Below are 22,053 nucleotides of genomic sequence, written 5' to 3'. Positions count from 1 at the left end.
ATCACATTCGTAAGCTCGATTGTGCCCCATGATGCACGTGTTGCGCTAGTTTCTGGTGCGAGAAAAATTCAGTTCTGTGACGAGAGTTCATCAACGACACGATCGTTGAACTCGCTCCACAGCGGCTTGGCCCACGCCCCGAAGGCCCGATCGGTCAACACCACGCACGCCGCGTCGAGCGCCGGGTCCACCCAGAGAAACGTCCCGGCCTGTCCGAAGTGCCCGAACGTGCGCGGAGAATTTCTCGTCCCGGTCCAGTGCGGCGACTTCTCCGAACGGATCTCGAAGCCGATACCCCAGTCGTTGGGGCGATGCTTGCCGTAGCCCGGTACGAAACCGTCGAGCCCGGGAAACTGCACCGACGTCACGGCCGAGAACGTCTCCGGCGCCAGCAGACGGGCGTTCATGAGCTCCCCGGCGAATGCGCTCAGATCCGCGACGCTCGACCGGGCCGCGTGCCCGGCCGAGCCCTGCAGAGTCGTCGACGACATCCCCAGCGGCGCGCACACGGCTTCCGAGAGGTATCGGTCGAACTGTATGCCGGTGGCCTCGGCCACCGCGTCTGCGGCGACCTCGAAGCCCGAACTCGAGTAGATCCGCTGCTCCCCTGCCGGCGCCTGGACCTCATGGGTGTCGTAGGCGAGACCGGAGGCGTGTGACAGGAGATGGGCGAGCGTGGACCCGGGCGGGCCGACGGGATCGTCGAGCTCGACGGCGCCCTCCTCCACCGCCACGAGAACGGCGTAGGCGGCGAGCGGCTTGGTGACCGAGGCGAGTTCGAAGACACGAGCGGGGTCGCCGAACTGCTCGGCGACCCCGTCGCGGGTGATGATCGCCGCCGACACGTGGTCGACGGGCCATTCCGTCAGAGAATCAAGGACAGACACATCGGGTCACGTTACCCGGGTGCTCACCAGTCCTCTTCGGTGTAGCGGATGACACCGCGGATGTTCTTGCCGTCCAACATGTCCTGGTAACCCTCGTTGATCTGGTCCAGGCGGTACTGCCGGGTGATCATGTCGGCGATGTTGAGCTTCCCGATCTTGTACATCGACAGCAGCTGCGGGATGTCGAGCTTCGGGTTGGCACCACCGAAGATGGACCCCTGCAGGTTCTTCTGCAGCAGGGTCAGCATCGCGAGGTTGAGGTTCACGTCGCTCTCGAGCATGTTGCCCATACCCGTCAGCACACAGGTGCCACCCTTGGCGGTGATCCCCATCCACAGGTCGACATCCTTGCCGTGGACCTCGCCGACGGTGACGATCACCTTCTGGCACATGCCGCCGTGCGTGGTCTCCGCGATGGCCATGGCGGCCTCCTCGACCGACGCGAACGCCGCCGTGGCCCCGAACTTGAGCGCCTGCTCGCGCTTCCACTCGACCGGGTCGATCGCGAACAGGTTGCGTGCGCCGGAGATCACCGCGCCCTGGAGCGCCGCGGTACCGACGCCGCCGACACCGACGATGGCGACATCTTCACCCGGCCGGACGTCGCCGCTGCGGGTCGACGAGCCGTAACCGGTGGGGATGCCGCACCCACACAGTGCGGCGACCTCGAACGGGATGTCCTTGTCGATCTTCACCGCCGACGCCTCGTGCACCACCATGTAGGGCGAGAACGTACCGAGCAGCGTCATCGGGTAGACGTTCTCGCCGTCCGCGGTGTGGATGCGGAAGGTGTTGTCCGAGACGGCTTCGCCCTGCAGCAGCATGGCGCCGAAGTCGCACAGGTTGGCCATGCCCGACTGACACGACGGACACTTGCCGCACGACGGGATGAACGACAGCACGACGTGGTCGCCGACCTCGAAGTCGGTGACCCCCTCGCCGATTTCGGCGACGACGCCGGCACCCTCGTGGCCACCCAGGATCGGGAACCCGGCCATCGGGATGCCACCGGTCATCAGGTGATGATCGGAGTGGCACATGCCCGCGGCTTCCATCTTGATCTTGATCTCGTGGGCCTTGGGATCGCCGATCTCGATCTCTTCGATCGCCCACGGCTTGTTGTGCTCCCGCAGCAGCGCACCTTTTGTCTTCACTGAACTCCTCCGTTCGAACCCGGCGGGTCTCACACCGGGAGGACCTACTCACTCCGACGGTTGCCGCCATGACGTGACAGTAGTCACTCAACCACAAAATTGGAACGTGTTCTAGTGGGTGTTTCTTGCTCCCGTAAATGCCCGACGCGTCGCGCACCGACCAGCACACAACGACCTGGGCGCGAGTGCTCGCGCCCAGGTCGGAGGGTTGTTGCCGTCGGGAAGACGCGTCAGTCGGCCAGGCCGGCGTCCTTGCTGCCGTAGCTCTTGCGAAGAGTCGGCTTGACGACCTTGCCACCGGCGTTGCGCGGCAGTTCGTCGACGATGACGAGGTCCTTCGGGTGCTTGAAGCGCGCGAGGTTCTCGTTGAGGTACGGCTCGAGGTCGGCGAGGGTCAGATCCTCCACACCTTCGGCGAGAACGACGACCGCGACGGGCACCTCGCCCCACTTCTCGTGTGCGCGACCGATGATCGCCGCCTCGGTGATGCTCGGGTGACCGAAAAGCGCGTTCTCCACCTCGGCGCAGTAGATGTTCTCGCCACCGGAGATGATCATGTCCTTGGCGCGGTCGACGACATAGAGGAAGCCCTCCTCGTCCGCGCGGACCAGGTCGCCGGAGTGGAACCAGCCACCCGCGAACGCATCCGCCGTGCCCTGCTCGTTCTGCCAGTACCCCTTCATCATGTTCGGGCCCCGGTAGACGATCTCGCCGACCTCACCCTGCGCGACGTCGTTCCCCTCGGGATCGACGATGCGCGCGGTGACCGCGGGGACGACCTTGCCGATGGAGCCGATCTTGCGCAGGGCGTCCTTGCCCTCGAGCACACAGGTGATGGGCGACATCTCGCTCTGCCCGAAGACGGCGACGTTCAGGGCGTCGGGGAAGGTCTCGTTCATCGCATTCAGGACGGTGTCCGACGCCGGGGCGGCACCCCAGCTGATCACCCGGAGATTGAGGTCGCGCGGTTTGGCCTGCTGCGCGGCGCAGACGGCCTGCCACTGCGCGGGTACCAGGAAGATCGAGGTGGTGCCCTCTTTCTCGATGGTGTCGAGCATGTCGTTGGGGTCGAACGCACCGAGCGGATGGATCACCGAGAGCGCACCCATGTAGAACAGCGGCGCCATCGCGCCGAGGCCGGCGATGTGGAACATGGGCGCGACGCAGGAGCCGATGTCGTCGGACCGCGTCTGCAGAGCCTGCAGACAGGTGACGGCCTGCGCCTGCATGTTCGTGTGGGTGAGCATGGCGCCCTTGGGCTTTCCGGTCGTGCCCGAGGTGTACATGATCAGCGCGACGGTCTCCTCGGGAACGTCGATCTCCTCGAGATCCGAGGCGTCCTCGGCAACGAGCGACTCGTAGTCGAGGTGGTTCTCCTTGTCCGACCCACCGACCACGATGGTGTGCTCGATCGCGCCGGTGGAGGCGGCCGCGGCGTCGGCCAGCGGTGCCAGCAGGGTCTCGGTGACGATCACCTTGGCACCGCTGTCGTCGACGAGGAAGGCGACCTCGGCCGGGCTCATCCGGATGTTCACCGGCACCGGGATGGCGCCGATCAGGTTGGCGCCGAGGACCGCTTCGACGTACTCCGAGCGATTGAGCAGGACGATCAGGACGCGATCGCCGAACTGCACACCGCGTCGGCTCAGTGCGGCGGCGAAGGCCCGGCTGCGCTCGTCGAGCTCCTTCCAGGTGGTGACGTTGCCCAAGAACTTCAGGGCCGGCTTGTCCGGGGTCATGAAGGCGTGCCGGCGGATCTGGTTGTTCCAGTGGTTGCGGCGCGAGCGCAGTGGCTCGGTGGCCAGGTCGCTGAAGGTGTCGACGGTCGCGGTCATACGATCGGTCTCCTCGTTGTCTTTCTGATGGTGGGGTCGGGAACGGTTGTGGTGCAGTGCGTCCGGTGCGACGCAGCGCTCACTTGGAGGCGCCGGCGAACGCGGTGATCGCCGCCTGGAACTCCGGGGACTGGAGCAGTTCGGTCTGGCCGTCGAGTTCTCGCTCGATCGCGGCGTCGAACCCGGCCATCGTGTGGGCATCGAGCGCGGCTTTCGTGAGCCGTAGCGCGGCGGGGCTCTTGGTCGCAAGCTTGTGCGCCACCGTGCCGACCACCTCGTCGAGCGCGGCGCGGTCGTCGACGACCCCGTTGACGAGTCCGGCGTCGAGAGCCTCCGACGCTCGGAGCTTCTCGCCGAGCAGCGCCAACTCGTTGGCACGTACGCGGCCCACCGCCGTGGCGAACGACATCGACGCGGCGCCGTCGGGCATCAGACCGATGTTGACGAACGCGAGCAGGAAGTACGACCGTGCCGTCGTGTAGATGAGATCGGCACCGAGCGCGAGCGATGCGCCGATTCCGGCGGCTGCGCCGTCGACGGAGGCGATCACCGGGACCGGGACCGATCGCACGGCGCGCAGGAGATCGGAGCCCCCGGAGATGATCTGCCGGGCCTGGTCGCGGGTGAACCCGGACGCGCCGCCCTCGGTCGACCTCTCGGCGAAGCCCCGGACGTCGGCACCGGCGCTGAAACTGCCGCCCGCGCCGTCGATCACGACCACGCGGACGTCGTCCCGAGACGACCACTCCGCCAACGTGTCCTCGATCGCCTGATGCGCCCCGCCGTCGAGGGCGTTCATCCGTTCGGGTCGCGAGATCGTCAGCCGCCCGATCCCGGAATCGTCCACGGACGTCACCACTCCGCCGTGCGTGCTCTCGTCGCTCACTACCTCTCCCCACTCATGCCGGTTTCGATAGACACAGCTCCCCACATCTGTGCCATCGCTAAGATTACTATCACAGTGCGACGCAGATCACGAGAATTCTCGTTAACTTATCAGCTGCGATTGAGCGCTTCTACTGCTGTTTTGGTCCGAGAGCCCGAAATGTGTCACGAGAACGTGGTCTCCGGTTAGGCTGTGTCGTCATGACCGCCCGCCCGCAGACGTCGCGTCCCGAATCGGACGCCCGGCGTCGCCGTCCAGCCGATCGGCGACGCATGATCGTCGACTCCGCGGCGAAGGCGTTCAGCGACGGCGGATATCACGCGGTGCGTCTCGACGACATCGCCGAGGCCGTCGGCATCTCCACGCCTGCGCTGTACCGGCACTTTCCGAACAAGTACGCACTGTTCGCCGAGACCACCGCCGAACTCGCCACCGGTCTGCGCGACGTCCTCGACACCGTTCCCGAGGGGACGCCGGCGGAACTGCACGCGCTCCTCGAGGCGATCACCGCCACCTCGTTCGACAACCGGCGCCGCGGGGGGCTGTATCGCTGGGAATCTCGGTATCTCGAGCCGGCCGACGCCGCGATCGTCCGAGACGTCGTCGTCCACCAGCACCGACGCGTACGCGCGGCCGCCCGTCGGCTGCGGCCGTCGCTCGGCGAGGTCGACGCCAACCTCATGGCGGCCGCGATGATCAGCGTCGCGGCGAGTCCGACGACGCACCGCGCCGCGTTGCCGGCCCGCGACGCGACGGCACTGATGAGCTGCGCCGCGGCCGGCCTGCTCGACGTCGACCTCCCCGAGTCCACAGAACCGGAGCCGCCGACGGTCGCCGGCCTCGCGCCCGCAGCCAGGCGCGAGGTCATCCTCACCGAGGCGATCGAACTCTTCGCCGCTCGCGGGTTCCGGGACGTGACGATCGAGGACATCGCGCATGCGGCCGAGCTGCCCGCTTCGGGTGTGTATCGCTACTTCCCCAGCAAGGTCGCAATCCTCGAGGCATCGTTCTGGCGCGCCACCGACCGGGTCACGTCGGCGATCGCCGACGCCCTCGCCGCGTCGACGACGCCCCGGGAGGCGATCGTCGCAATCCTCGCCGCCTACATCCGGTTGAGTTCCAGCACAACAGATCTGATCGCGATCTACGAAACCGAGATCGGGCACACGACCCCGGAGGTACGCGCGGAACTCCGCAACCAGCAGCGGATCACCGTCGACGAGTTCGCCACCTGGCTCACCCGCGACCGCGACGAGTTGTCGCTCTCCCAGGCCCGGTTCCTCGTGCATGCGGCGCTCAACGTGGTCACCGACCTGTCCCGCCAGTCCCCACCGCCCTCACCCGAGCGGATCGAGGCACTCGCGATGCGCATCCTGCTGCACGGCTGAACTCCCTCACAGCACGGCGAAGTCGTCCATCAGCCACCGGCCGTCCTGCTCGACGAGAGTGACCTTGACCCGCGACTGGTACGGGAATCCGTCGGGGAACTCCTGGGCGGTCTGCGGGGACTTCAGGGTCTGGTCCAGCGTCACCAGCACCACCGCCTTGCCGTCGTCCAATGACATGATGCCCGCGTTGTCGGCCTGCGCCGTCGAGACCGATTCCGCCGCAGTCGATCCGCGTCGGGCGTCCTGCGAGGACTCGATGTATGTCTGGGTGAAGGCGGGCGTCGAGATCTCTCGGATCCGCCGATTGAGGTCGGCATAGTCGGCGGAGTTGTAGGTGGAGATCTCGGCCGCGTACCGACGCGCGGTCTCGAGAAGCGATGTGGAGGCGCCGGCCGAAGCGCTGGTCCCGGCCCGCTCGTCGGCGTCGACATAGGCCACCGCGAGTACTGCGGTCGACGCTGCGAGGACGACGACAGCCACGATCAGCCCGATCACGGCCCAGGGCCGGGCACCGACCGCCGCTGTCCATCCGGTCCACCGCGCGCCACGGCGGCGGTCCGCGGCGGGATCGATCTTGCGTGGGGTCCGGTCCGCGACGGGCTCGGCGGACGGCGACGCCGCGTCCGGGCTCGGGACCTCCGAGTCCGTCAGACCCGTGCCGGTCGAGTCGGGTGCCGAGTCGCCGCCGGAACCGGAACCTGTTGTGCCACTCCTACGCTCGGCCTTTCGGGCTGCTTTCGCCGCCTTGGCCTCGGCCTCGGCACGGTACTTGTCGCGGTTGCTGCGGTTGGCCTCGAGGAACTCGTTGCCGTCGAGGGGGGTCACCTCCTCGACGTCGCTAGATGACGTCGCCTGCCGCGATCCGACGTCGACGGGCTGATCGGACTCGACGCCGGATTCGGCGGACGCGGGGTCGGGCTGATCGGACGTGGAACGCGACTTCGGCATGCGTTCAATGTAGCGAGACGGTCGCGGCCGGTTCGTCTCGCTGCCGGATCAGCGGCACTCGGTCACAGACTGCCGAGGTCCAGCGACACCCACTGCGTCGGCTCGAGGAACAGTTTCGTCTGCGGACCGTGGTCCTTCTCGGCCATCTCCACGTAGGGTTCGACCGCCTGGGGCGGAAGATAGCGCGACGCCATCTCCTGCAGGTCGGCGCGGGTGCCGGCGACCAGGTCGACCGCATCCCCCGACACCGCCACGTACATCAGCCGCGGCGACACCTCGTCGACCATGAGCGTGAACCGCCCGGCCGCCCGGATGAGCTGCAGTTTGCGCGACTCGGTTCCGGTGAGCAGCCAGGGCCGACCGCCCGGCTCGTAGTGGTACCAGATCGGGACGGTCAGGGGCGCCCGGCCGGGCTCGGCCTCCACCGACAGCGCCGCGACGTGGGGTTCGGACAGAAACGCTTCTCGTTCGGATCTCGTGAGTGCCATGTGCCGACGGTAGACCGGACCGCCGACATCCCGTCCGGGTTCGACGACCTCGGACGGGATGCCCTCGCTACTTCCAGGGCTCGAGGACCTCGGCGGCGCGTTCGGCGAGCACCATCTGGAAGATCGGCCCGAAACTGACGCGAGCGACGCCGAGTTCGGCGAATGCCGACTTCGAGTTCTTGGTCGGATGTCCGATCGCGTTGACCGGCAAGGGCAACTCCGCGGTGAGTCGCTTCTGTGTGGCGTCGTCGTGGAAACCGACCGGGTACAGCACGTCCGCACCGGCTCGGGCGGCCAGCTTCAGTCGCTCGATGGCGCGCTCGACGCGGTCGGAGTCGTCCCCGACCTGCTTCACGAAGAGGTCGGTGCGCGCGTTGATCACCACGTGCACGTCGGTGGCGTCGGACGCCGCCCGCAACGCGCCCACGAAGTCGGCGTGCTCCTGGGCCTCGCGAAGCCGTCCGCCCTCGCTGTGCACGGTGTCCTCGATGTTCAGACCGACGGCACCCGCCGCGATCAGTCCGTCGATGAGCGTCTTCGGGTCTTCCCCGTATCCGGATTCGATGTCGACGGAGATCGGGACGTCGACGGCGGCAGTGATCTGCCGGATGCGGGTGGTCAGTTCGTCGAACGTGATGCCCTCGTTGTCGGGCTTGCCGATGGAATCCGACACCGGATGACTGCCGACCGTCAGCGCCGTGAATCCCGCCGAGACCGCGAGGTTCGCCGACCAGGCATCCCACACGGTGGGCAGGATGACCGGGTTACCGGGCTGGTGGAGTTCGAGCAGAGTCGTGGCCTTGCTGGAGAGTTCCGTCATGGTCCCTACAACTACGCCGATCGGCGGGCGCATTCCACCGACGCCGCGATCCGGTTGTGGTTTGTCCCGGCTACCGGGACAAACCGCAACCGGATCGGGGTGCGGTCGACGGGCCGGCGTTACTTGCGCCAGAACAGGTGATGCGTGACCCCGCTGGAGCTGGGGACCGACTCGTGGTGGTACCGGTCGTCGAGTTCCTCGGGCGACTCCCAGAGCTTCAGCCCGGTTCCGATCGTGACGGGCGCGACGGCGATGTGCAGGGTGTCGATGAGACCGGCGTCGAGGAATTCCCGCACGGTGCTGACACCCCCACCGACGCGCACATCCTTACCGGCGGCCGCGGTCTTCGCCTGCTCGGCGGCCTCGGCCGGTGTGGCGTCGAGAAAGTGGAATGTGGTGTCGCTCAGTGTGAACGACGGTCGCACATGGTGCGTCAGCACGAAGACGGGTGTGTGAAAAGGCGGTTCGTCGCCCCACCACCCCTGCCACTCATGGTCCGTCCACGGACCGCGTTGGTAGCCGAACTTGTTGCGGCCCATGATCTCCGCGCCGATGTTGTGGGCGAAGTCGCGAGTGAAGTAGTCGTCGAGGCCGCGGGTGCCACCCGGGTCGGTCCGGTTGGGCCAGCTCGCGGTGGCACCCGCCCACGACATCAGTTCCCACGGCTCGACCCGGTCACCGAAGGGGCGGTCGAACGTCTGGTTCTCCCCCGCCCCCACCCCGTCCTGCGAGATGGAGAAGTTCTGGACTCTCAGTAGCTGCGGCATGGTTTTCCGTTCTCGTCGTCTGTCGGCACGAGCAATCTATGCGGACAGACCCGGTGGCGCCGGAAAACTCATCGTTGCGACTCGGACCGGACCACATCGGGCGACCATCGTGAGACGGAGGTTCAGCCGAGCGCCTGCGCGATGACGTCCGCGACGGGAGTCGACGACCGGCCGGTGAGCGACTTGAGATCGCCGGAGTCGGTGTCCAGCTCTCCGCGGCTGATACCGGCGTCGGAGCTCGCCAGCATCGTGGCGACCGGTTCGGGCAGACCTGCGCTGACGAGAGTGGCCTGGTACTCGGCTTCGGAGAGGTCGCGGTACTCGACTGTCGCACCGGAGGCCGCACTGATCGCGCGGGCGAGCTCGCCGTAGGTCAGTCGCTCGTCACCGCCGAGCTCGTAGACCTTGCCTGCCTGATCGGAACCGGCGGTGAGTACGGCTGCGGCCGCGGCCGCGTAATCGGCGCGTGCCGCAGCCGCGAGGCGTCCGTCGCCGGCAGCACCGAAAAGCACCCCGGTCGACACCGCCTGCGGAATGGCCCCCAGGTAGTTCTCCCAGTACCAGCCGTTGCGCAGGATCACGGCGGGAACCGATGACTCGCGCAGCCTGGCTTCGGTGGCGACGTGCTCGGGAGCCAGACTCAGACCGCTCGTATCCGCGTGTAGCAGGCTGGTGTACGCGATGAGCGCGACGCCGTTGGCCTCGGCGGCCTCGATCACGTTGGTGTGCTGGGCGAGACGTCGCCCGACCTCCGACCCGGAGATCAGCAGCAACTTGTCGACTCCGGCGAGCGCGTTCCGCAGCGAGTCCGGATCGTCGTAGTCGGCGACCCGGACCGTGACGCCCTGTGACGCGAGTTTCGACGCCTTCGACTCATCGCGGACGATCGCGACGATGTCGCCGGCGACGACGCCGCGACCGAGCAACTCCTCGATCACCAGGCCGCCGAGATGTCCTGTCGCGCCGGTCACTGCTGTGGTCATTGTGTCCTCTTCTCTTCGGGGTTGGTGACCACAGTATGCACTAACTTTTCGTAAGTGCAATACTAACTGTTAGCAAGATCTCGACCCTTGGGCTACCGTTGAACCCGTGACCGAGATCAGCGACCAGTCCCTCGAGGCGGACGTCTTCGCCCGGGACTGCTCGTCGCGGACGACGCTGCAGACCGTCACCGGACGCTGGGGCAGCCTCGTGCTCATCGCCTTGGGCGAGAGCAACTATCGGTTCAGCGCGCTGCGTCGGCGCGTCGACGGCGTGAGTGAGCGGATGCTGTCGCAGACCCTGCAGAACCTCGAGCGCGACGGCATGATCGTCCGCACCGTCCTCGAGGCCATCCCGCCGAAGGTCGAGTATCACCTCACCCCGCTGGGCCGGCAGGTAGCCGACCAGCTGAGCGGGCTGATCGAACTCGTGCAGGACAACATGCCCGTCGTCCGGGACGCCCAGGCCCGCTACGAGGAGCGACGCGGCGTCGGAGACTGAAATCCACCTCGTCGGGTACACGTGGATACGTAGGAGTTCGACGACGAGAGGAGCGACCGATGACGTCACCGGAAACCGACCTGCCGATCGAGGCCAGCGAGGCCGATGCGATCGAGCAAGCCCAGCCGACGGACCCCGAACCCGGCTCCGGACCGGCCCCGACGGTGCCATTCGACGCCGATGAGGCGGATGTCGCCGAGCAGCACACCGAGGTCGAGGCCGAGTCCGAGGATTATCCCCGCGAGTAGCGACTCGGCGTCGGACCGACGACCGCGTGCGGTTGACCGCGCGTTTTGTCGTCCGGCGCGACCATGCGCTAAAGTCTGTCCTCGGTCCTGGTGACGCACTCGATGAGCGCCGAACAGGTCCGAGGCAGTCCCCCATAGCTCAATTGGCAGAGCATTCGACTGTTAATCGAACGGTTACTGGTTCGAGTCCAGTTGGGGGAGCAGATGAGCCCGTCACCCGCTCCGGCAGGTGACGGGCTTTCTTCTGTTCGGCGGCCCTGTCGGTCCGCATTCATACCGCAGTCGACGTTGCGGTAATGTCCTGCACCGGGCTTTCGGGTCCCATGGGGCGGTAGCTCAGTCGGTTAGAGCCGCGGACTCATAATCCGTAGGTCGCGGGTTCGAGCCCCGCCCGCCCCACCGAAGTGGCTGTGCCGCAGCGCGATCCGCAACGCTGTCGGCTGCCTACCCGCGTTCCCGACGGACCGGGACACTGTGGTCGGCGGTCATCTCTCCACTCGACACCAGTACTCGGTCTCACCCGGGATCGGTGTGAGCCGGACCTCGTCACCATCGGGCCGGTCGAACAGCCGCACACCCCCGCCGAGGAACACCGGGACGAAGAACACGAGCACCTCGTCGAGCAGCCCGTGGTCGATCATCTGGCGGGCGACTTCGGCGCCGATGACGGTGACGTAGGCCTCGCCGGCGATCTCCTTGGCCAGCTCGACCGCTTCGTGCAGATCGGAGACGAACGTGACCCCCTCGACGGCGTCGGCGGGCGGGTTGTGCGTGAGAACCACCGCGGCTCCGTCGTATTCACCGCCGAACGCACCTTCCCGGTCGGTGCCCTTGTTGGGATCATCGCCGCGGAACGAGCGATTGCCGACCAGTAGCGCGCCGGTGCCGCGCATCAACCGGGCGGCGGCGTCGTCGGCTGCGATGGACGTGGGCTGCCCGCCGGTCGGGGCGTCGAAGAACCGGGTCAGCCAGGACATGTCACCACCAGGTCCGGCGATGAATCCGTCGAGTGATGCCGTCGCCGAATACGTCGTGGTCGCCATGGGTTCCTGCCTTCGTCGGTCGTCGCGGGGGTGCCGACGGGGTAGACCTCGGCGGGGGCGGGAACTCATCGCCGCGGGGGCTGCGCTCGTCGCCGGGTCGACCCGCGAGGACGGCTCCACCTGCGGGATCAGCCCGCGCCGACGATGGGGTCGACGGCCTGTTCCAGCAGGCTCCGACGATAGGCCTCGAGAGCGACGAGATCGCCGAAGACCGCGTTGTAGCCGTCGGGATCGTCGCTGGGCGCCATCCGGCGCAGTCGCGACTTGATGTCGGCGATCTGCGTGCCCACCCACACCTCCTGCAGCCGCGCCAGCACGCTGGAGATGTAGCGGGCGATGTTGTCCTCGTCGACCGGCATCGATTCGACGGCGAGCTCGGTCACGAGCGGGTCGATGATCGGATCGTCCACGGCATTGCGCACGGCGTCGACCCAGGCGGCGCCACCGAGACCGGCCGATGTCCCGCCGAGACCGGTCATCGCCTGGCGGATGATCGCGTACGCCGGCTCGTTGAAGCACTCGACGGGCAGCGAGTCGAACACCGTGCCGGCGATCGCCGGATACTGCAGCGCGGCCTTCAGCGCCTCCCGCTGCGGCCACAGGCGCGGATCGTTGGGTTGCGGCCGCGCGGAGGTCGGGGCCGACTCGGCCTCCGGTCGGTTGCGGGCACCGCGCGTGGCTCCCCGACCACCGGATGGGCTGACGCCCTGCGCCTTCCGGATTCTGGCGCCCTCCTCGCGCACGCGCCCGAGAACCTGGGAGACCTCTTCCCACCCGACCCAGCCGGCGAGCTGCCGCGCGTACTCGTCGCGTAGTGCGATGTCCTTGATCCGGGCGACCACCGGCACGGTGTCGCGCAGGGCGTGCACGCGACCTTCGGCGGTGTCGAGGTCATGTCCGGCGAGCAGCGCCTTGATCGCGAACTCGAACATCGGCACTCGACGCGCGATCAGGTCGCGGACGGCCGCGTCCCCCTTTTCCTGGCGGAGTTCGCAGGGGTCCATGCCGTCGGGTGCGATCGCCACGAAGGTCTGTCCCGAGATCGACTGCTCCCCCTCGAATGCCTTGAGGGCAGCCGCTTTTCCGGCGTCGTCGCCGTCGAAGGTGTAGATGACCTCGCCGCGGAAGTACGAGTCGTCCATCATCAGACGCCGGATCAGTGCCAGGTGATCCTCACCGAAGGCGGTGCCGCACGACGCGACCGCGGTGGTCACGCCGGCCAGATGCATCGCCATCACGTCGGTGTAGCCCTCGACGACCACGACCTGATGGCCCTTGGCGATGCTCTTCTTCGCGTGATCGAGACCGAACAGCACCTGAGACTTCTTGTACAGCATGGTCTCCGGCGTGTTCATGTACTTGCCGAGGTTGTCGTCGTCGAAGAGCTTGCGGGCACCGAAGCCGATGATGTCGCCGGCGAGATTGCGGATCGGCCACAGCAGGCGGCGGTGGAACCGGTCGATCGGACCCTTGCGTCCCTGCTTCGACAGCCCGGCCGCCTCGAGCTCGCTGAACTCGAACCCCTGCGACAGCAGCGCCTTGGTCATCGTGTCCCAGCCGGCAGGCGCGTAGCCACAACCGAATTGGACGGCCGCCACCGCGTCGAAGTCGCGTTCCTTCAGATAGTCGCGCGCCGGTTGCGCCTCCGGTGACTGCAGCGCGGCGGCATAGAACTTCGCGGCAGCCGCGTTGGCCGCCACCAGACGGGCGCGTGTCCCGCGGTCGCGCTTGATGGCGGTGCCGCCGCCCTCGTAGTTGATCTGGTAACCGATCCGGTCGGCGAGCTGCTCGACCGCCTCCACGAAGCTGATGTGTTCCTGCTTCTGCAGGAAGCTGTAGACGTCCCCGCCCTCGCCGCAACCGAAGCAGTGGAAGTGTCCGTGGTTGGGCCGTACGTGGAACGACGGCGACTTCTCGTCGTGGAACGGACACAGCCCCTTGAGGCTGTCGGCACCGGCCCGACGCAGCGCGACGTAATCGCCGACGATGTCCTCGATCCTCGTCTGCTCACGGATCGCCGTGATGTCGCGATCGGGAATTCGGCCTGCCACGCGACCAGTGTAGTGACGCCGGAGAGGCCGCCCGGCCGGGTGCTTCGACGACCCGATCCCCCGGCGCTAACCCAGGTGCGCTTGCGCCCCCGAATTGTGCTTGTCGGTGCGCTCGAGCCGGCCTTCGGTCATCGACGCGATCTGGTCGACGATGACGCGCATGCGGGCGGCGTCGTCGGACGCGGCGTTCCACCACGGCACGAAAATCGGGTCCAGACCGCCGGGCGCCGCCTCGACGAACCAGTTCGCCACGCGGTGGATGCGTTCCCGCTGACGACGTTGGGTCGCCTTGTGGCGCTCGTTGGAGAAGATGAACCGCAGTGCCAGGGTCTTGAGCATCGACACCTCGGCGGCGATGAGTTCCGGTACCTCGAGGTCGGCGTCGTAGCGCGACACCGGCCGGCCCCCGACCACCTCGCGGGTCCCGGTGATCGCCGCCGACGCGAAGCGCCCGATGAATTCACTGGTCAACCGTTTGAGTGCGACATAGGAGTCGAGAGTTCCGTCGAAGACACCCACCGAACGCACGATGTCCATCCGGTGCAAGCGCGCGGCGGCGTAGACGAGCGCCTCGGGATCGAGACCGGGGAACTCCTTGGCGCCGATGTCGGCCAGCGCCCGCTGATCCTGCGGGTCCCCGAGCGTCCGCAGATCGATGCGGCCGCCGATCACGCCGTCCTCGAGGTCGTGCACGGAGTACGCGACGTCGTCGGACCAGTCCATGATCTGGGCTTCGACGCATTGCCGGGTCCCGGGCGCATCCCGACGGATCCAGGCGAGCATGCCGGCGTCGTCGTCGTAGGCCCCGAACTTCCCGCCCGGGGTACGCCGGGTCCACGGATACTTCAGGGTCGCGTCCAACGAGGCGCGGGTGAGATTCAGGCCGGCACTGTGCCCGTCGGCGTCGAGCAGCTTGGGTTCCAGCCTCGTCAGGATTCGGAGGTTCTGGGCGTTGCCCTCGAAACCGCCGTGATCCGCGGCCACCTCGTCGAGCGCGCGTTCGCCGTTGTGTCCGTACGGCGGATGCCCGATGTCGTGGGCGAGTCCGGCGAGTTCGACGAGGTCGGGTTCGGCGCCGAGGCCGATGGCGATGCCCCGGCCGATCTGCCCGACCTCGAGCGAATGCGTGAGCCGGGTGCGGGGCGTGTCACCTTCCCGCGGACCGACGACCTGTGTCTTGTCGGCCAGCCGGCGAAGCGCCGCGGAGTGCAGGACCCGCGCCCGATCTCGGGCGAAGTCGCTCCGATGATCGGTCCGCGTGCCGGGCAGGCTCGCGACCTTGGCTCCCTCGGGAACGAATCGCTCGACGGCTTCGTCGCCGTACGCGGCCACCGCCGGGAGAACATGACCGACGGTCTCGGGCCCCTGGCGGGTGTCAGTCAAGCACCCAGCCCCGGGCGACGGCGAAGTCGGTGACGCGCTGCCGGATCGCCACGATCTGGCGTGCGGTGAGGGCGCCGTCGGCGTCGAGCAGCAGTTCGGTCAGCTCCTCGGTGAACGCGGCGGAGTCCAGCGAGCCGCCACCGCGCGGCCGACGGCTGCCGCGGTCGTCGTGGCGTCCCCGGTCGCCCCGATCACCGCGGTCGCCCCGATCTCGGCCGTGATGCTCGTCGCGGCGGTGCGCCCGGGCGCCCGCGGCGTCGTCGACGGGTGCGGCCTCGGTCACTGCGACGTTGATCGCCTTGGAACCCCGATCGGTCTCCTCGACGTCGAAAGACACCTTCGCGCCGGGCTTCAACGAGTTCTCATCGATGTCGATGTCGTTGATGTGGAGGAACACATCGGCGCCGCCCGACTCCGGCGCCAAGAACCCGAATCCCCGATTCGCGTCGTAATGAACGACTTTCCCGCTGACAGACACGACTCCACTCACTCTCTCGTCACGCGCACGACGGACCCCATGCCCTACTCCACGCGACAACTCGCCATCAAGTGTGACAGACATCCGCAGGTCAGGCGGAATCGTGGGCGTACGCCCCGAGGCGCCGCGACAGTTCTCAGGCGCCGAGCAGCTTGCCACCGAGATACTCGGCGACCTTGTCGAGCGCGACCCGCTCCTGACTCATGGTGTCCCGTTCGCGCACCGTGACGGCCTGGTCGTCGAGGGTGTCGAAGTCGACGGTCACGCAGAACGGGGTGCCGATCTCGTCCTGTCGGCGGTAGCGCTTGCCGATGCCCTGCGCGTCGTCGAACTCGACATTCCAGTGCTTGCGGAGTTCGGCGGCGAGGTCGCGGGCCTTCGGCGAGAGCTTCTCGTTGCGCGAGAGCGGCAGCACGGCGACCTTGATCGGTGCCAGCCGCCGGTCGAGCCGCAGGACGGTGCGAGTGTCGGTGCCGCCCTTTGCGTTCGGCACCTCTTCCTCGGTGTAGGCATCGCACAGGAACGCCATCAGCGAGCGGGTCAGGCCGGCAGCCGGTTCGATGACGAACGGGGTGTAGCGCTCGCCCGACGCCTGATCGAAGAACGACAGGTCCTCGCCCGAGTGCTTGCTGTGCGTCGACAGGTCGTAGTCGGTGCGGTTGGCGACACCTTCGAGTTCGCCCCACGGGTTACCGGTGAAGCCGAACTTGTACTCGACGTCCACTGTCCGCTTGGAGTAGTGCGACAACTTCTCCTTGGGGTGGTCGTAGAGCCGCAGGTTCTCCGGATCGATGCCCAGGTTCACGTACCAGTCGAACCGCTGGTCGATCCAGTACTGGTGCCATTCCTCGTCCTCGCCCGGCTTGACGAAGAATTCCATCTCCATCTGCTCGAACTCGCGGGTCCGGAAGATGAAGTTGCCGGGGGTGATCTCGTTGCGGAAGCTCTTGCCGATCTGCGCGATGCCGAACGGCGGCTTCTTGCGCGCGGTGGTCATCACGTTCTTGAAGTTCACGAAGATGCCCTGGGCGGTTTCGGGACGGAGGTAGTGCAGGCCCTCCTCGTCGTCGACGGGACCGAGGAACGTCTTCATCAGACCGCTGAAGGCCTTGGGCTCGGTCCAGTTGCCGGGCTGCCCGGTCTCCGGGTCGTTGATGTCGGCCAGGCCGTTGGCCGGCGGATGCCCGTGCTTGGCCTCGTAGGCCTCGATGAGGTGGTCGGCGCGGTAGCGCTTGTGGGTGTGCAGCGACTCGACGAGGGGGTCGGTGAACACCTCGACGTGGCCGGAGGCCTCCCAGACCTGGCGCGGCAGGATGACCGACGAATCGAGACCCACGACGTCCTCGCGGCTGATGACCATCGTGCGCCACCACTGCCGCTTGATGTTCTCCTTGAGTTCGACGCCGAGCGGGCCGTAATCCCAGGCCGACTTGGTACCGCCGTAGATCTCACCGCACTGGTAGACCAGGCCCCGACGCTTGGCGAGGTTGACGACGGATTCCACATTGGACTGGGCGGCCACGGTTAACTGCTCTCCACGGGTTGAGGTGTTCGGCTGGGACGGTCGTGCTGATGCTCGGTGCTCGGCGTGCATCCACGAGATGCAGGCGGCAACCCGTACAGACTACCGAGCAGGTGTCCTGTTTCCCGAAAGCACCGGCAACTCCGGTCGTCGCCGCGAACCGTTGGGCGCACGCCGGCGTTCCGGAACTGCCACAGTGGCAGGGTGATCGTTCGAGTACGACGACGCGTCGTCGTCCCTGTTCCGGCGCGGCATGGCCGGCCGACGTTCCTGGCAGCGTCACTGGCACTGGTACTGGCACTCGTCGCGGGGTGCGCGGACGAACAGCCCACAGAGGTCGATCGGCCCTCTTCGGCGCCGGTGTCGACCCCCTCGCCCGCACCCCCGGTCGCCGAGGTCACCCCGAACGCGCTGGGCGAGGCGGTCACCATCGAGAACGTGATGGCCCACGTCCGCGCCTTCCGGCAGATCGCCGACAACAACGGCGGCAACCGCGCAGCCGGCACATCCGGGTATGACGCATCGCTCGACTACGTCGCCGGGCTGCTCCGCACGGCGGGTTTCGACGTGACCACGACGCCGGTCGACTACGAGCGCTTCGACGCCGGGCCGGTGAGCCTGACGGCCGACGACCTGAAGGTCGCGACGCGCATCGTCGAGTACTCGGCAGGCACGGGTGACACCCCGGTCACCGCCGCGCCCGTGACCGTCGACGGGCTCGGATGCGCGAGCACCGACTTCCCGGGGGCGGTGCGCGGGTCGGTCGCCGTGATCTCGCGCGGCACCTGCACCTTCGCCGACAAGGCACGTAACGCGCAGTCCGCCGGTGCGGTCGGGGCGATCATGGTCAACAACGAACCCGGCCCGCTCACGGGCGCCACGCTCGGGCCGGATGACCGCCCCACGATCCCCGTCCTCGGCGTCTCCGCCGACGACGCCGAGCGGGTGCGGTCGGCTGGATCGGTGACGCTCTCGGTCGAGGCGGAGACCACCGGCATCCGCACGCGCAACCTGATCGCCGAGACCCGGACGGGCACCGCCGACGACGTCGTGATGGCCGGCGCGCACCTCGACAGCGTCGTCGAAGGGCCCGGCATCAACGACAACGCGAGCGGCAGCGCGGCTGTCCTCGAGACCGCGCTGCGGCTCGGCTCGTCCCCACGCGTTGCGCACCGGGTGCGGTTCGCGTTCTGGGGCGCCGAAGAGGACGGCCTGGTGGGTTCCTCGGAGTACGTCCGGGGACTCGACCCGGCCGGCCGCGCGGCGGTCGCCCTGTACTTGAACTTCGACATGCTCGCGTCGCCCAACGGCGGTTACTTCACCTACGACGGGGACGATTCCGAACGCGAGGGAGCCGGCCCCGGCCCGGACGGCTCCGGGGGCATCGAGCGGACCTTCGAGAAGTTCTACGCCGATCGGGGCATCCCCCTCGCACCCGACGACTTCGACGGCCGCTCCGACTACGGTCCGTTCATCGCGGTGGGCATCCCCTCCGGCGGGGTGTTCACCGGCGCGGAGACCGAGAAGAACGAGGCGCAGGCCGAGCTGTGGGGCGGCCGCGCGGGAGAACCCTTCGACCCCGACTATCACACGGCGCGCGACACCCTCGACAACATCGACACCGACCTCCTGGCCGTCAACTCCTCCGCGGTCGCGTTCGCGGTGGCGACGTACGCGCTGTCGACCGCGGGCGCGGACGGGGTTCCCCCCGTCGCCGACCGCCGTCGCGCGAACGGCGGCTGACCGGCCACGCGACCCGGGCATGGATTGAAAACCATTTCCGTTAGAATGGTCGGATCAGTGGCGCGAGCCAGGCGAGAGGAGCGCGATGTCGACCCAACCGTTGGACGGGCCCGACCCCGTCGAGGCGGCCGATGCCGCGGCCCGGGAAGCCGCCGCCGACCTCCTGCGTGCCCTCGCCTCCCCCACCCGCGTCGCGATCGTGCTGTCCCTGCGCGAGCGGGTGCAGTGCGTCCATGAACTCGTCGGGCACCTGGGTCTGAGTCAGCCGCTGGTCAGTCAGCACCTGCGTGTCCTCAAGGACGCCGGCGTGGTACGCGGCCAGCGCAACGGCCGCGAGATCACCTACGAACTGCTCGACGATCACGTCGCCCACATCGTCGGCGACGCCCTGATCCACGCGAACGAGACCCACGACGGCCGCGCAGTGCCGACCGACGCCTCCCGGGCGGTGAACGAATGAGCGGGGTCGCCTCCGGACCGCAGCCGGTCACCGGCATCCGGTCGACGCGCCAGCGGGCCGCGATCGCCGACGCCCTGGCCGGCACCGAGGACTTCTGTTCCGCCCAGGAGTTGCACGAGATCCTCAAGGCCCGCGGTGAATCGATCGGCCTGACAACGGTCTACCGCAATCTCCAGGCGCTGAGCCAGGCCGGCCAGATCGATGTGCTGTGGGACGGCTCCGGTGAGACGCGCTACCGCCATTGTTCGTCGGGACACCACCATCACCTCGTGTGCCGCGAATGCGGAACCACCGTCGAGGTCCAGGCCGAGCCGGTCGAGCGATGGGCCGCGAAGATCGCCGCGCAGCACGGCTTCACCGACATCAACCACACCGTCGAGGTCTTCGGCCGCTGCGGTGATTGCCGGGTCGCCGAGAGCGACTGAGCAGGGAGCGGAGGGGCGGTCGCGTCAGGCGGAAGCCGGACCCATCAGCCGCTCGGCGGCGTCGACCCCGGCGGCGAGCACGATGTGCAACACCGTCAGCAGTGGTACGTCGTCGAGCTGGCTTGCCGGAAACGTGTAGTACTGCAACACATCCGTGGTGACCCCGGCACGATCGGAGCGTCGGAGGCTGCCGAAACTGAGCTGGGCTGCGCACGCCTCGACATCGTCGCGCAGGCTCGGCGTGTTGGGCAGGTCCATCGCGACCATCTGAGTCATGGCCAGCACGTCGAGGCCGTCGGCCAGCGTGAGTACGCGGATCGATGCGCGCGTCGGACCGACCTGTACCACCAGCGAATCGGCGTCGGGACGGTCGACGGGCCCGAGTTCGGCGACGATCTCGGCCGTCCGGTCGAGGAGCGTGGCGGCATCGGTCACGACGGCTTCACCCCGCCGAAACGCCGGTCGCGCGAAGCATATTCGAGGCAGGCGGCCCACAGGTCACGGCGGTCGAAGTCCGGAAAGAGCTTCTCCTGGTAGACCATCTCCGCGTACGCCGACTGCCACAGCAGGAAATTCGAGATGCGCTGCTCCCCCGAGGGACGCAGGAAGAGGTCGACGTCGGGCATGTCCGGCTCGTCGAGGTATCGCGCGAACGTCGACTCCGAGATCCGCTCGGGATCGATCTCTCCCCGGGCCGCCCGGCGGGCGATCTCCCGTGCGGCGTCGGCGATCTCGGCGCGGCCGCCGTAGTTGACGCACATCGTCAGCGTCATCGCGGTGTTGTCCCTGGTCATCTCCTCGGCGATCTCGAGTTCACGGATCACGCTGCGCCACAAGCGCGGCCGGCGTCCGGCCCACCGCACGCGGACACCCATCTCGTGCATCTCGTCGCGCCGCCGACGGATGACGTCGCGATTGAAGCCCATGAGGAACCGCACCTCGTCGGGGCTGCGGGACCAGTTCTCGGTGGAGAAGGCGTAAGCCGACAACCAGCCCACACCCAATTCGATACAGCCGCACACGGTGTCCATCAGCACGGCCTCGCCGCGCTTGTGTCCTTCGGTGCGCGGGAGTCCGCGATCGGTGGCCCAGCGGCCGTTGCCGTCCATCACCAGTGCCACGTGCTTGGGTACGAACTCGGCGGGGATGGCCGGCGGACGCGCGCCGCTCGGGTGCGGGTCGGGCGGCCGAACGTCGCCACGGGGGCTCGCGGACTTCCGCCCTCTCGCGGAACTACCCGGCCGCAACGCCATCGTCGACTCTCCTCACACCCACGTCCACACCTGTGTCCATCAGCCTATGAGGCGCGGTGCGCTCGATCAGAGGCAGGGTTCGGAGCTGCCGTTCGAGATGCCACTGCAGGTGCGCGGCGGTGAGCCCGCTGGCCTGACGGCGCAGCGACGGCGTCGAGTCGGTCACGTGATCCCACTGACCGCGGAACAACGCGTCCATGAGGTCGAGCACGCCGGGCGACGGTGTCGCCGAACCCGGCGGGCGACAGGGCAGGCACACTGCACCACCCGCGGCGACGTGGAAGGCGCGATGCGGCCCCGGCGTCGCGCATCGTGCGCACTCTTCCAGGGCCGGCATCCAGCCCGCGCTGTACATGGCGCGCAGCAGATAGGCATCGAGGATCAGTTCACGCGGTCGTCGGTCGTCGGCCAGCGCCTCCAGTGCCCCCACCGTCAGCCGGTGCAACTGGCGGGTGGGAGCGCGCTCTTCGCCCGCCAGACGCTCCGCGGTCTCGAGGACCGCGCAGGCCGTCGTGTAGCGGCCGTAATCGGCGACGATGCGATCGGCGAAGGCGTGCAGGCTGTGCACCTGGGTGACCACGTCGAGGCTGCGCCCCGGATACAGATGTACATCGATGTGGGCGAATGGTTCGAGCCGGGCGCCGAATTTCGAGCGGGTCCGCCGGACGCCCTTGGCGACCGCGCGCACGAGGCCGTGTTCGGCGGTGAGCAGCGTGATGATGCGGTCGGCTTCGCCCAGCTTGTGCTGGCGCAACACGACGGCCTCATCCCGGTAGAACCTCACCCGGGCAT

At 67.9% G+C, this 22,053-nt stretch carries 23 protein-coding genes and 2 tRNA genes; 8 read left to right on the top strand and 17 right to left on the bottom strand.

The annotated features are described in order from the left end of the window. Positions 1-68 precede the first annotated feature (68 nt). The 4 genes from AB4Z55_RS11810 to AB4Z55_RS11795 all read right to left on the bottom strand — a co-directional run bounded on the left by AB4Z55_RS11810 (position 69) and on the right by AB4Z55_RS11795 (position 4,762). Complete coding sequence (locus AB4Z55_RS11810) at positions 69-887, bottom strand: serine hydrolase domain-containing protein (RefSeq protein WP_369519761.1); 819 nt, start codon at positions 885-887, stop codon at positions 69-71. Positions 888-910: 23 nt separating this feature from the next. Further along, on the bottom strand, positions 911-2,041 hold the full coding sequence (locus tag AB4Z55_RS11805) for an NDMA-dependent alcohol dehydrogenase (RefSeq protein ID WP_004022989.1): 1,131 nt from the start codon (positions 2,039-2,041) through the stop codon (positions 911-913). 230 nt (positions 2,042-2,271) lie between these two features. Then, positions 2,272-3,876: a fatty-acid--CoA ligase FadD5 gene (gene fadD5 / locus AB4Z55_RS11800; protein ID WP_369519760.1), complete on the bottom strand. Its 1,605-nt coding sequence runs from the start codon at positions 3,874-3,876 to the stop codon at positions 2,272-2,274. A gap of 79 nt (positions 3,877-3,955) precedes the next feature. After that, positions 3,956-4,762: an enoyl-CoA hydratase-related protein gene (locus AB4Z55_RS11795; RefSeq protein ID WP_101819388.1), complete on the bottom strand. Its 807-nt coding sequence runs from the start codon at positions 4,760-4,762 to the stop codon at positions 3,956-3,958. Positions 4,763-4,962: 200 nt separating this feature from the next. On the opposite strand from AB4Z55_RS11795, the gene AB4Z55_RS11790 reads away from it, so the two are divergent. Continuing rightward, on the top strand, positions 4,963-6,150 hold the full coding sequence (locus AB4Z55_RS11790; RefSeq protein ID WP_239401164.1) for a TetR/AcrR family transcriptional regulator: 1,188 nt from the start codon (positions 4,963-4,965) through the stop codon (positions 6,148-6,150). A 6-nt stretch (positions 6,151-6,156) separates the two neighbouring features. On the opposite strand, the gene AB4Z55_RS11785 is transcribed toward AB4Z55_RS11790, so the two are convergent. The 5 genes from AB4Z55_RS11785 to AB4Z55_RS11765 form a co-directional block, all read right to left on the bottom strand. Beyond that, the gene (locus tag AB4Z55_RS11785; protein ID WP_369519759.1) at positions 6,157-7,098 is read right to left on the bottom strand and encodes a hypothetical protein; all 942 of its coding nucleotides are present in this window, start codon (positions 7,096-7,098) and stop codon (positions 6,157-6,159) included. A 62-nt stretch (positions 7,099-7,160) separates the two neighbouring features. Continuing rightward, positions 7,161-7,586: a pyridoxamine 5'-phosphate oxidase family protein gene (locus AB4Z55_RS11780; protein ID WP_064570603.1), complete on the bottom strand. Its 426-nt coding sequence runs from the start codon at positions 7,584-7,586 to the stop codon at positions 7,161-7,163. Between the two features lie 67 nt (positions 7,587-7,653). Next, entirely contained in the window at positions 7,654-8,406 is a 753-nt protein-coding gene (locus AB4Z55_RS11775; RefSeq protein WP_354562066.1) for an isocitrate lyase/phosphoenolpyruvate mutase family protein, read from the bottom strand. Between the two features lie 119 nt (positions 8,407-8,525). Then, on the bottom strand, positions 8,526-9,173 hold the full coding sequence (locus AB4Z55_RS11770; protein WP_369519758.1) for a dihydrofolate reductase family protein: 648 nt from the start codon (positions 9,171-9,173) through the stop codon (positions 8,526-8,528). A gap of 122 nt (positions 9,174-9,295) precedes the next feature. Next, complete coding sequence (locus AB4Z55_RS11765) at positions 9,296-10,156, bottom strand: SDR family oxidoreductase (protein WP_369519757.1); 861 nt, start codon at positions 10,154-10,156, stop codon at positions 9,296-9,298. A gap of 106 nt (positions 10,157-10,262) precedes the next feature. Here AB4Z55_RS11765 and AB4Z55_RS11760 point away from each other — a divergent pair, with 106 nt between their 5' ends. The 4 genes from AB4Z55_RS11760 to AB4Z55_RS11745 all read left to right on the top strand — a co-directional run bounded on the left by AB4Z55_RS11760 (position 10,263) and on the right by AB4Z55_RS11745 (position 11,302). After that, positions 10,263-10,655 (top strand): helix-turn-helix domain-containing protein, encoded by a 393-nt coding sequence (locus AB4Z55_RS11760; RefSeq protein WP_004022998.1) that lies wholly within the window; start codon positions 10,263-10,265, stop codon positions 10,653-10,655. 59 nt (positions 10,656-10,714) lie between these two features. Then, complete coding sequence (locus AB4Z55_RS11755; protein ID WP_004022999.1) at positions 10,715-10,903, top strand: hypothetical protein; 189 nt, start codon at positions 10,715-10,717, stop codon at positions 10,901-10,903. Positions 10,904-11,031: 128 nt separating this feature from the next. Continuing rightward, positions 11,032-11,104: transfer RNA gene (locus tag AB4Z55_RS11750), tRNA-Asn, on the top strand. A gap of 124 nt (positions 11,105-11,228) precedes the next feature. Next, a tRNA-Ile gene (locus AB4Z55_RS11745) sits at positions 11,229-11,302 on the top strand. 86 nt (positions 11,303-11,388) lie between these two features. Here AB4Z55_RS11745 and AB4Z55_RS11740 read toward each other — a convergent pair. The 5 genes from AB4Z55_RS11740 to AB4Z55_RS11720 form a co-directional block, all read right to left on the bottom strand. Next, positions 11,389-11,946, bottom strand: a complete 558-nt coding sequence (locus AB4Z55_RS11740; protein ID WP_369519756.1) for a dihydrofolate reductase family protein — start codon at positions 11,944-11,946, stop codon at positions 11,389-11,391. Positions 11,947-12,074: 128 nt separating this feature from the next. Continuing rightward, positions 12,075-13,997: a DNA primase gene (gene dnaG / locus AB4Z55_RS11735; RefSeq protein ID WP_101819381.1), complete on the bottom strand. Its 1,923-nt coding sequence runs from the start codon at positions 13,995-13,997 to the stop codon at positions 12,075-12,077. Between the two features lie 66 nt (positions 13,998-14,063). After that, positions 14,064-15,380: a deoxyguanosinetriphosphate triphosphohydrolase gene (locus AB4Z55_RS11730; protein ID WP_369519755.1), complete on the bottom strand. Its 1,317-nt coding sequence runs from the start codon at positions 15,378-15,380 to the stop codon at positions 14,064-14,066. Continuing rightward, a complete protein-coding gene (locus tag AB4Z55_RS11725; protein ID WP_369519754.1) occupies positions 15,373-15,858 on the bottom strand; it encodes a cold-shock protein in 486 nt (161 codons plus the stop codon). The genes AB4Z55_RS11730 and AB4Z55_RS11725 overlap by 8 nt, the downstream gene beginning before the upstream one ends. A gap of 136 nt (positions 15,859-15,994) precedes the next feature. Further along, on the bottom strand, positions 15,995-17,380 hold the full coding sequence (locus AB4Z55_RS11720) for a glycine--tRNA ligase (protein WP_004023004.1): 1,386 nt from the start codon (positions 17,378-17,380) through the stop codon (positions 15,995-15,997). Between the two features lie 204 nt (positions 17,381-17,584). Between AB4Z55_RS11720 and AB4Z55_RS11715 the strand changes: the two genes are divergently transcribed. The 3 genes from AB4Z55_RS11715 (at position 17,585) to AB4Z55_RS11705 (ending at position 20,008) form a co-directional block, all read left to right on the top strand. Then, positions 17,585-19,123, top strand: coding sequence for a M28 family metallopeptidase (locus tag AB4Z55_RS11715; RefSeq protein WP_369519753.1), 1,539 nt, complete (start codon positions 17,585-17,587; stop codon positions 19,121-19,123). A gap of 85 nt (positions 19,124-19,208) precedes the next feature. Further along, the gene (locus tag AB4Z55_RS11710) at positions 19,209-19,583 is read left to right on the top strand and encodes a metalloregulator ArsR/SmtB family transcription factor (RefSeq protein WP_004023006.1); all 375 of its coding nucleotides are present in this window, start codon (positions 19,209-19,211) and stop codon (positions 19,581-19,583) included. Further along, positions 19,580-20,008 (top strand): Fur family transcriptional regulator, encoded by a 429-nt coding sequence (locus tag AB4Z55_RS11705; protein ID WP_004023007.1) that lies wholly within the window; start codon positions 19,580-19,582, stop codon positions 20,006-20,008. The genes AB4Z55_RS11710 and AB4Z55_RS11705 overlap by 4 nt, the downstream gene beginning before the upstream one ends. 24 nt (positions 20,009-20,032) lie before the next feature. Here AB4Z55_RS11705 and AB4Z55_RS11700 read toward each other — a convergent pair whose 3' ends face one another. From AB4Z55_RS11700 to recO, 3 genes are read right to left on the bottom strand one after another with little or no spacing between them, the layout of a single operon-like run. Next, positions 20,033-20,443, bottom strand: a complete 411-nt coding sequence (locus AB4Z55_RS11700; protein WP_004023008.1) for a hypothetical protein — start codon at positions 20,441-20,443, stop codon at positions 20,033-20,035. Next, positions 20,440-21,261, bottom strand: coding sequence for an isoprenyl transferase (locus AB4Z55_RS11695; protein WP_004023009.1), 822 nt, complete (start codon positions 21,259-21,261; stop codon positions 20,440-20,442). The genes AB4Z55_RS11700 and AB4Z55_RS11695 overlap by 4 nt, the downstream gene beginning before the upstream one ends. Then, positions 21,242-22,045, bottom strand: coding sequence for a DNA repair protein RecO (gene recO / locus AB4Z55_RS11690; RefSeq protein WP_004023010.1), 804 nt, complete (start codon positions 22,043-22,045; stop codon positions 21,242-21,244). The genes AB4Z55_RS11695 and recO overlap by 20 nt, the downstream gene beginning before the upstream one ends. Positions 22,046-22,053: the final 8 nt, after the last annotated feature.

The organism is Gordonia sp. ABKF26 (assembly GCF_041103195.1).
Classification (GTDB): domain Bacteria; phylum Actinomycetota; class Actinomycetes; order Mycobacteriales; family Mycobacteriaceae; genus Gordonia; species Gordonia terrae.
This window is presented reverse-complemented; position numbering and strand designations above follow the sequence as displayed.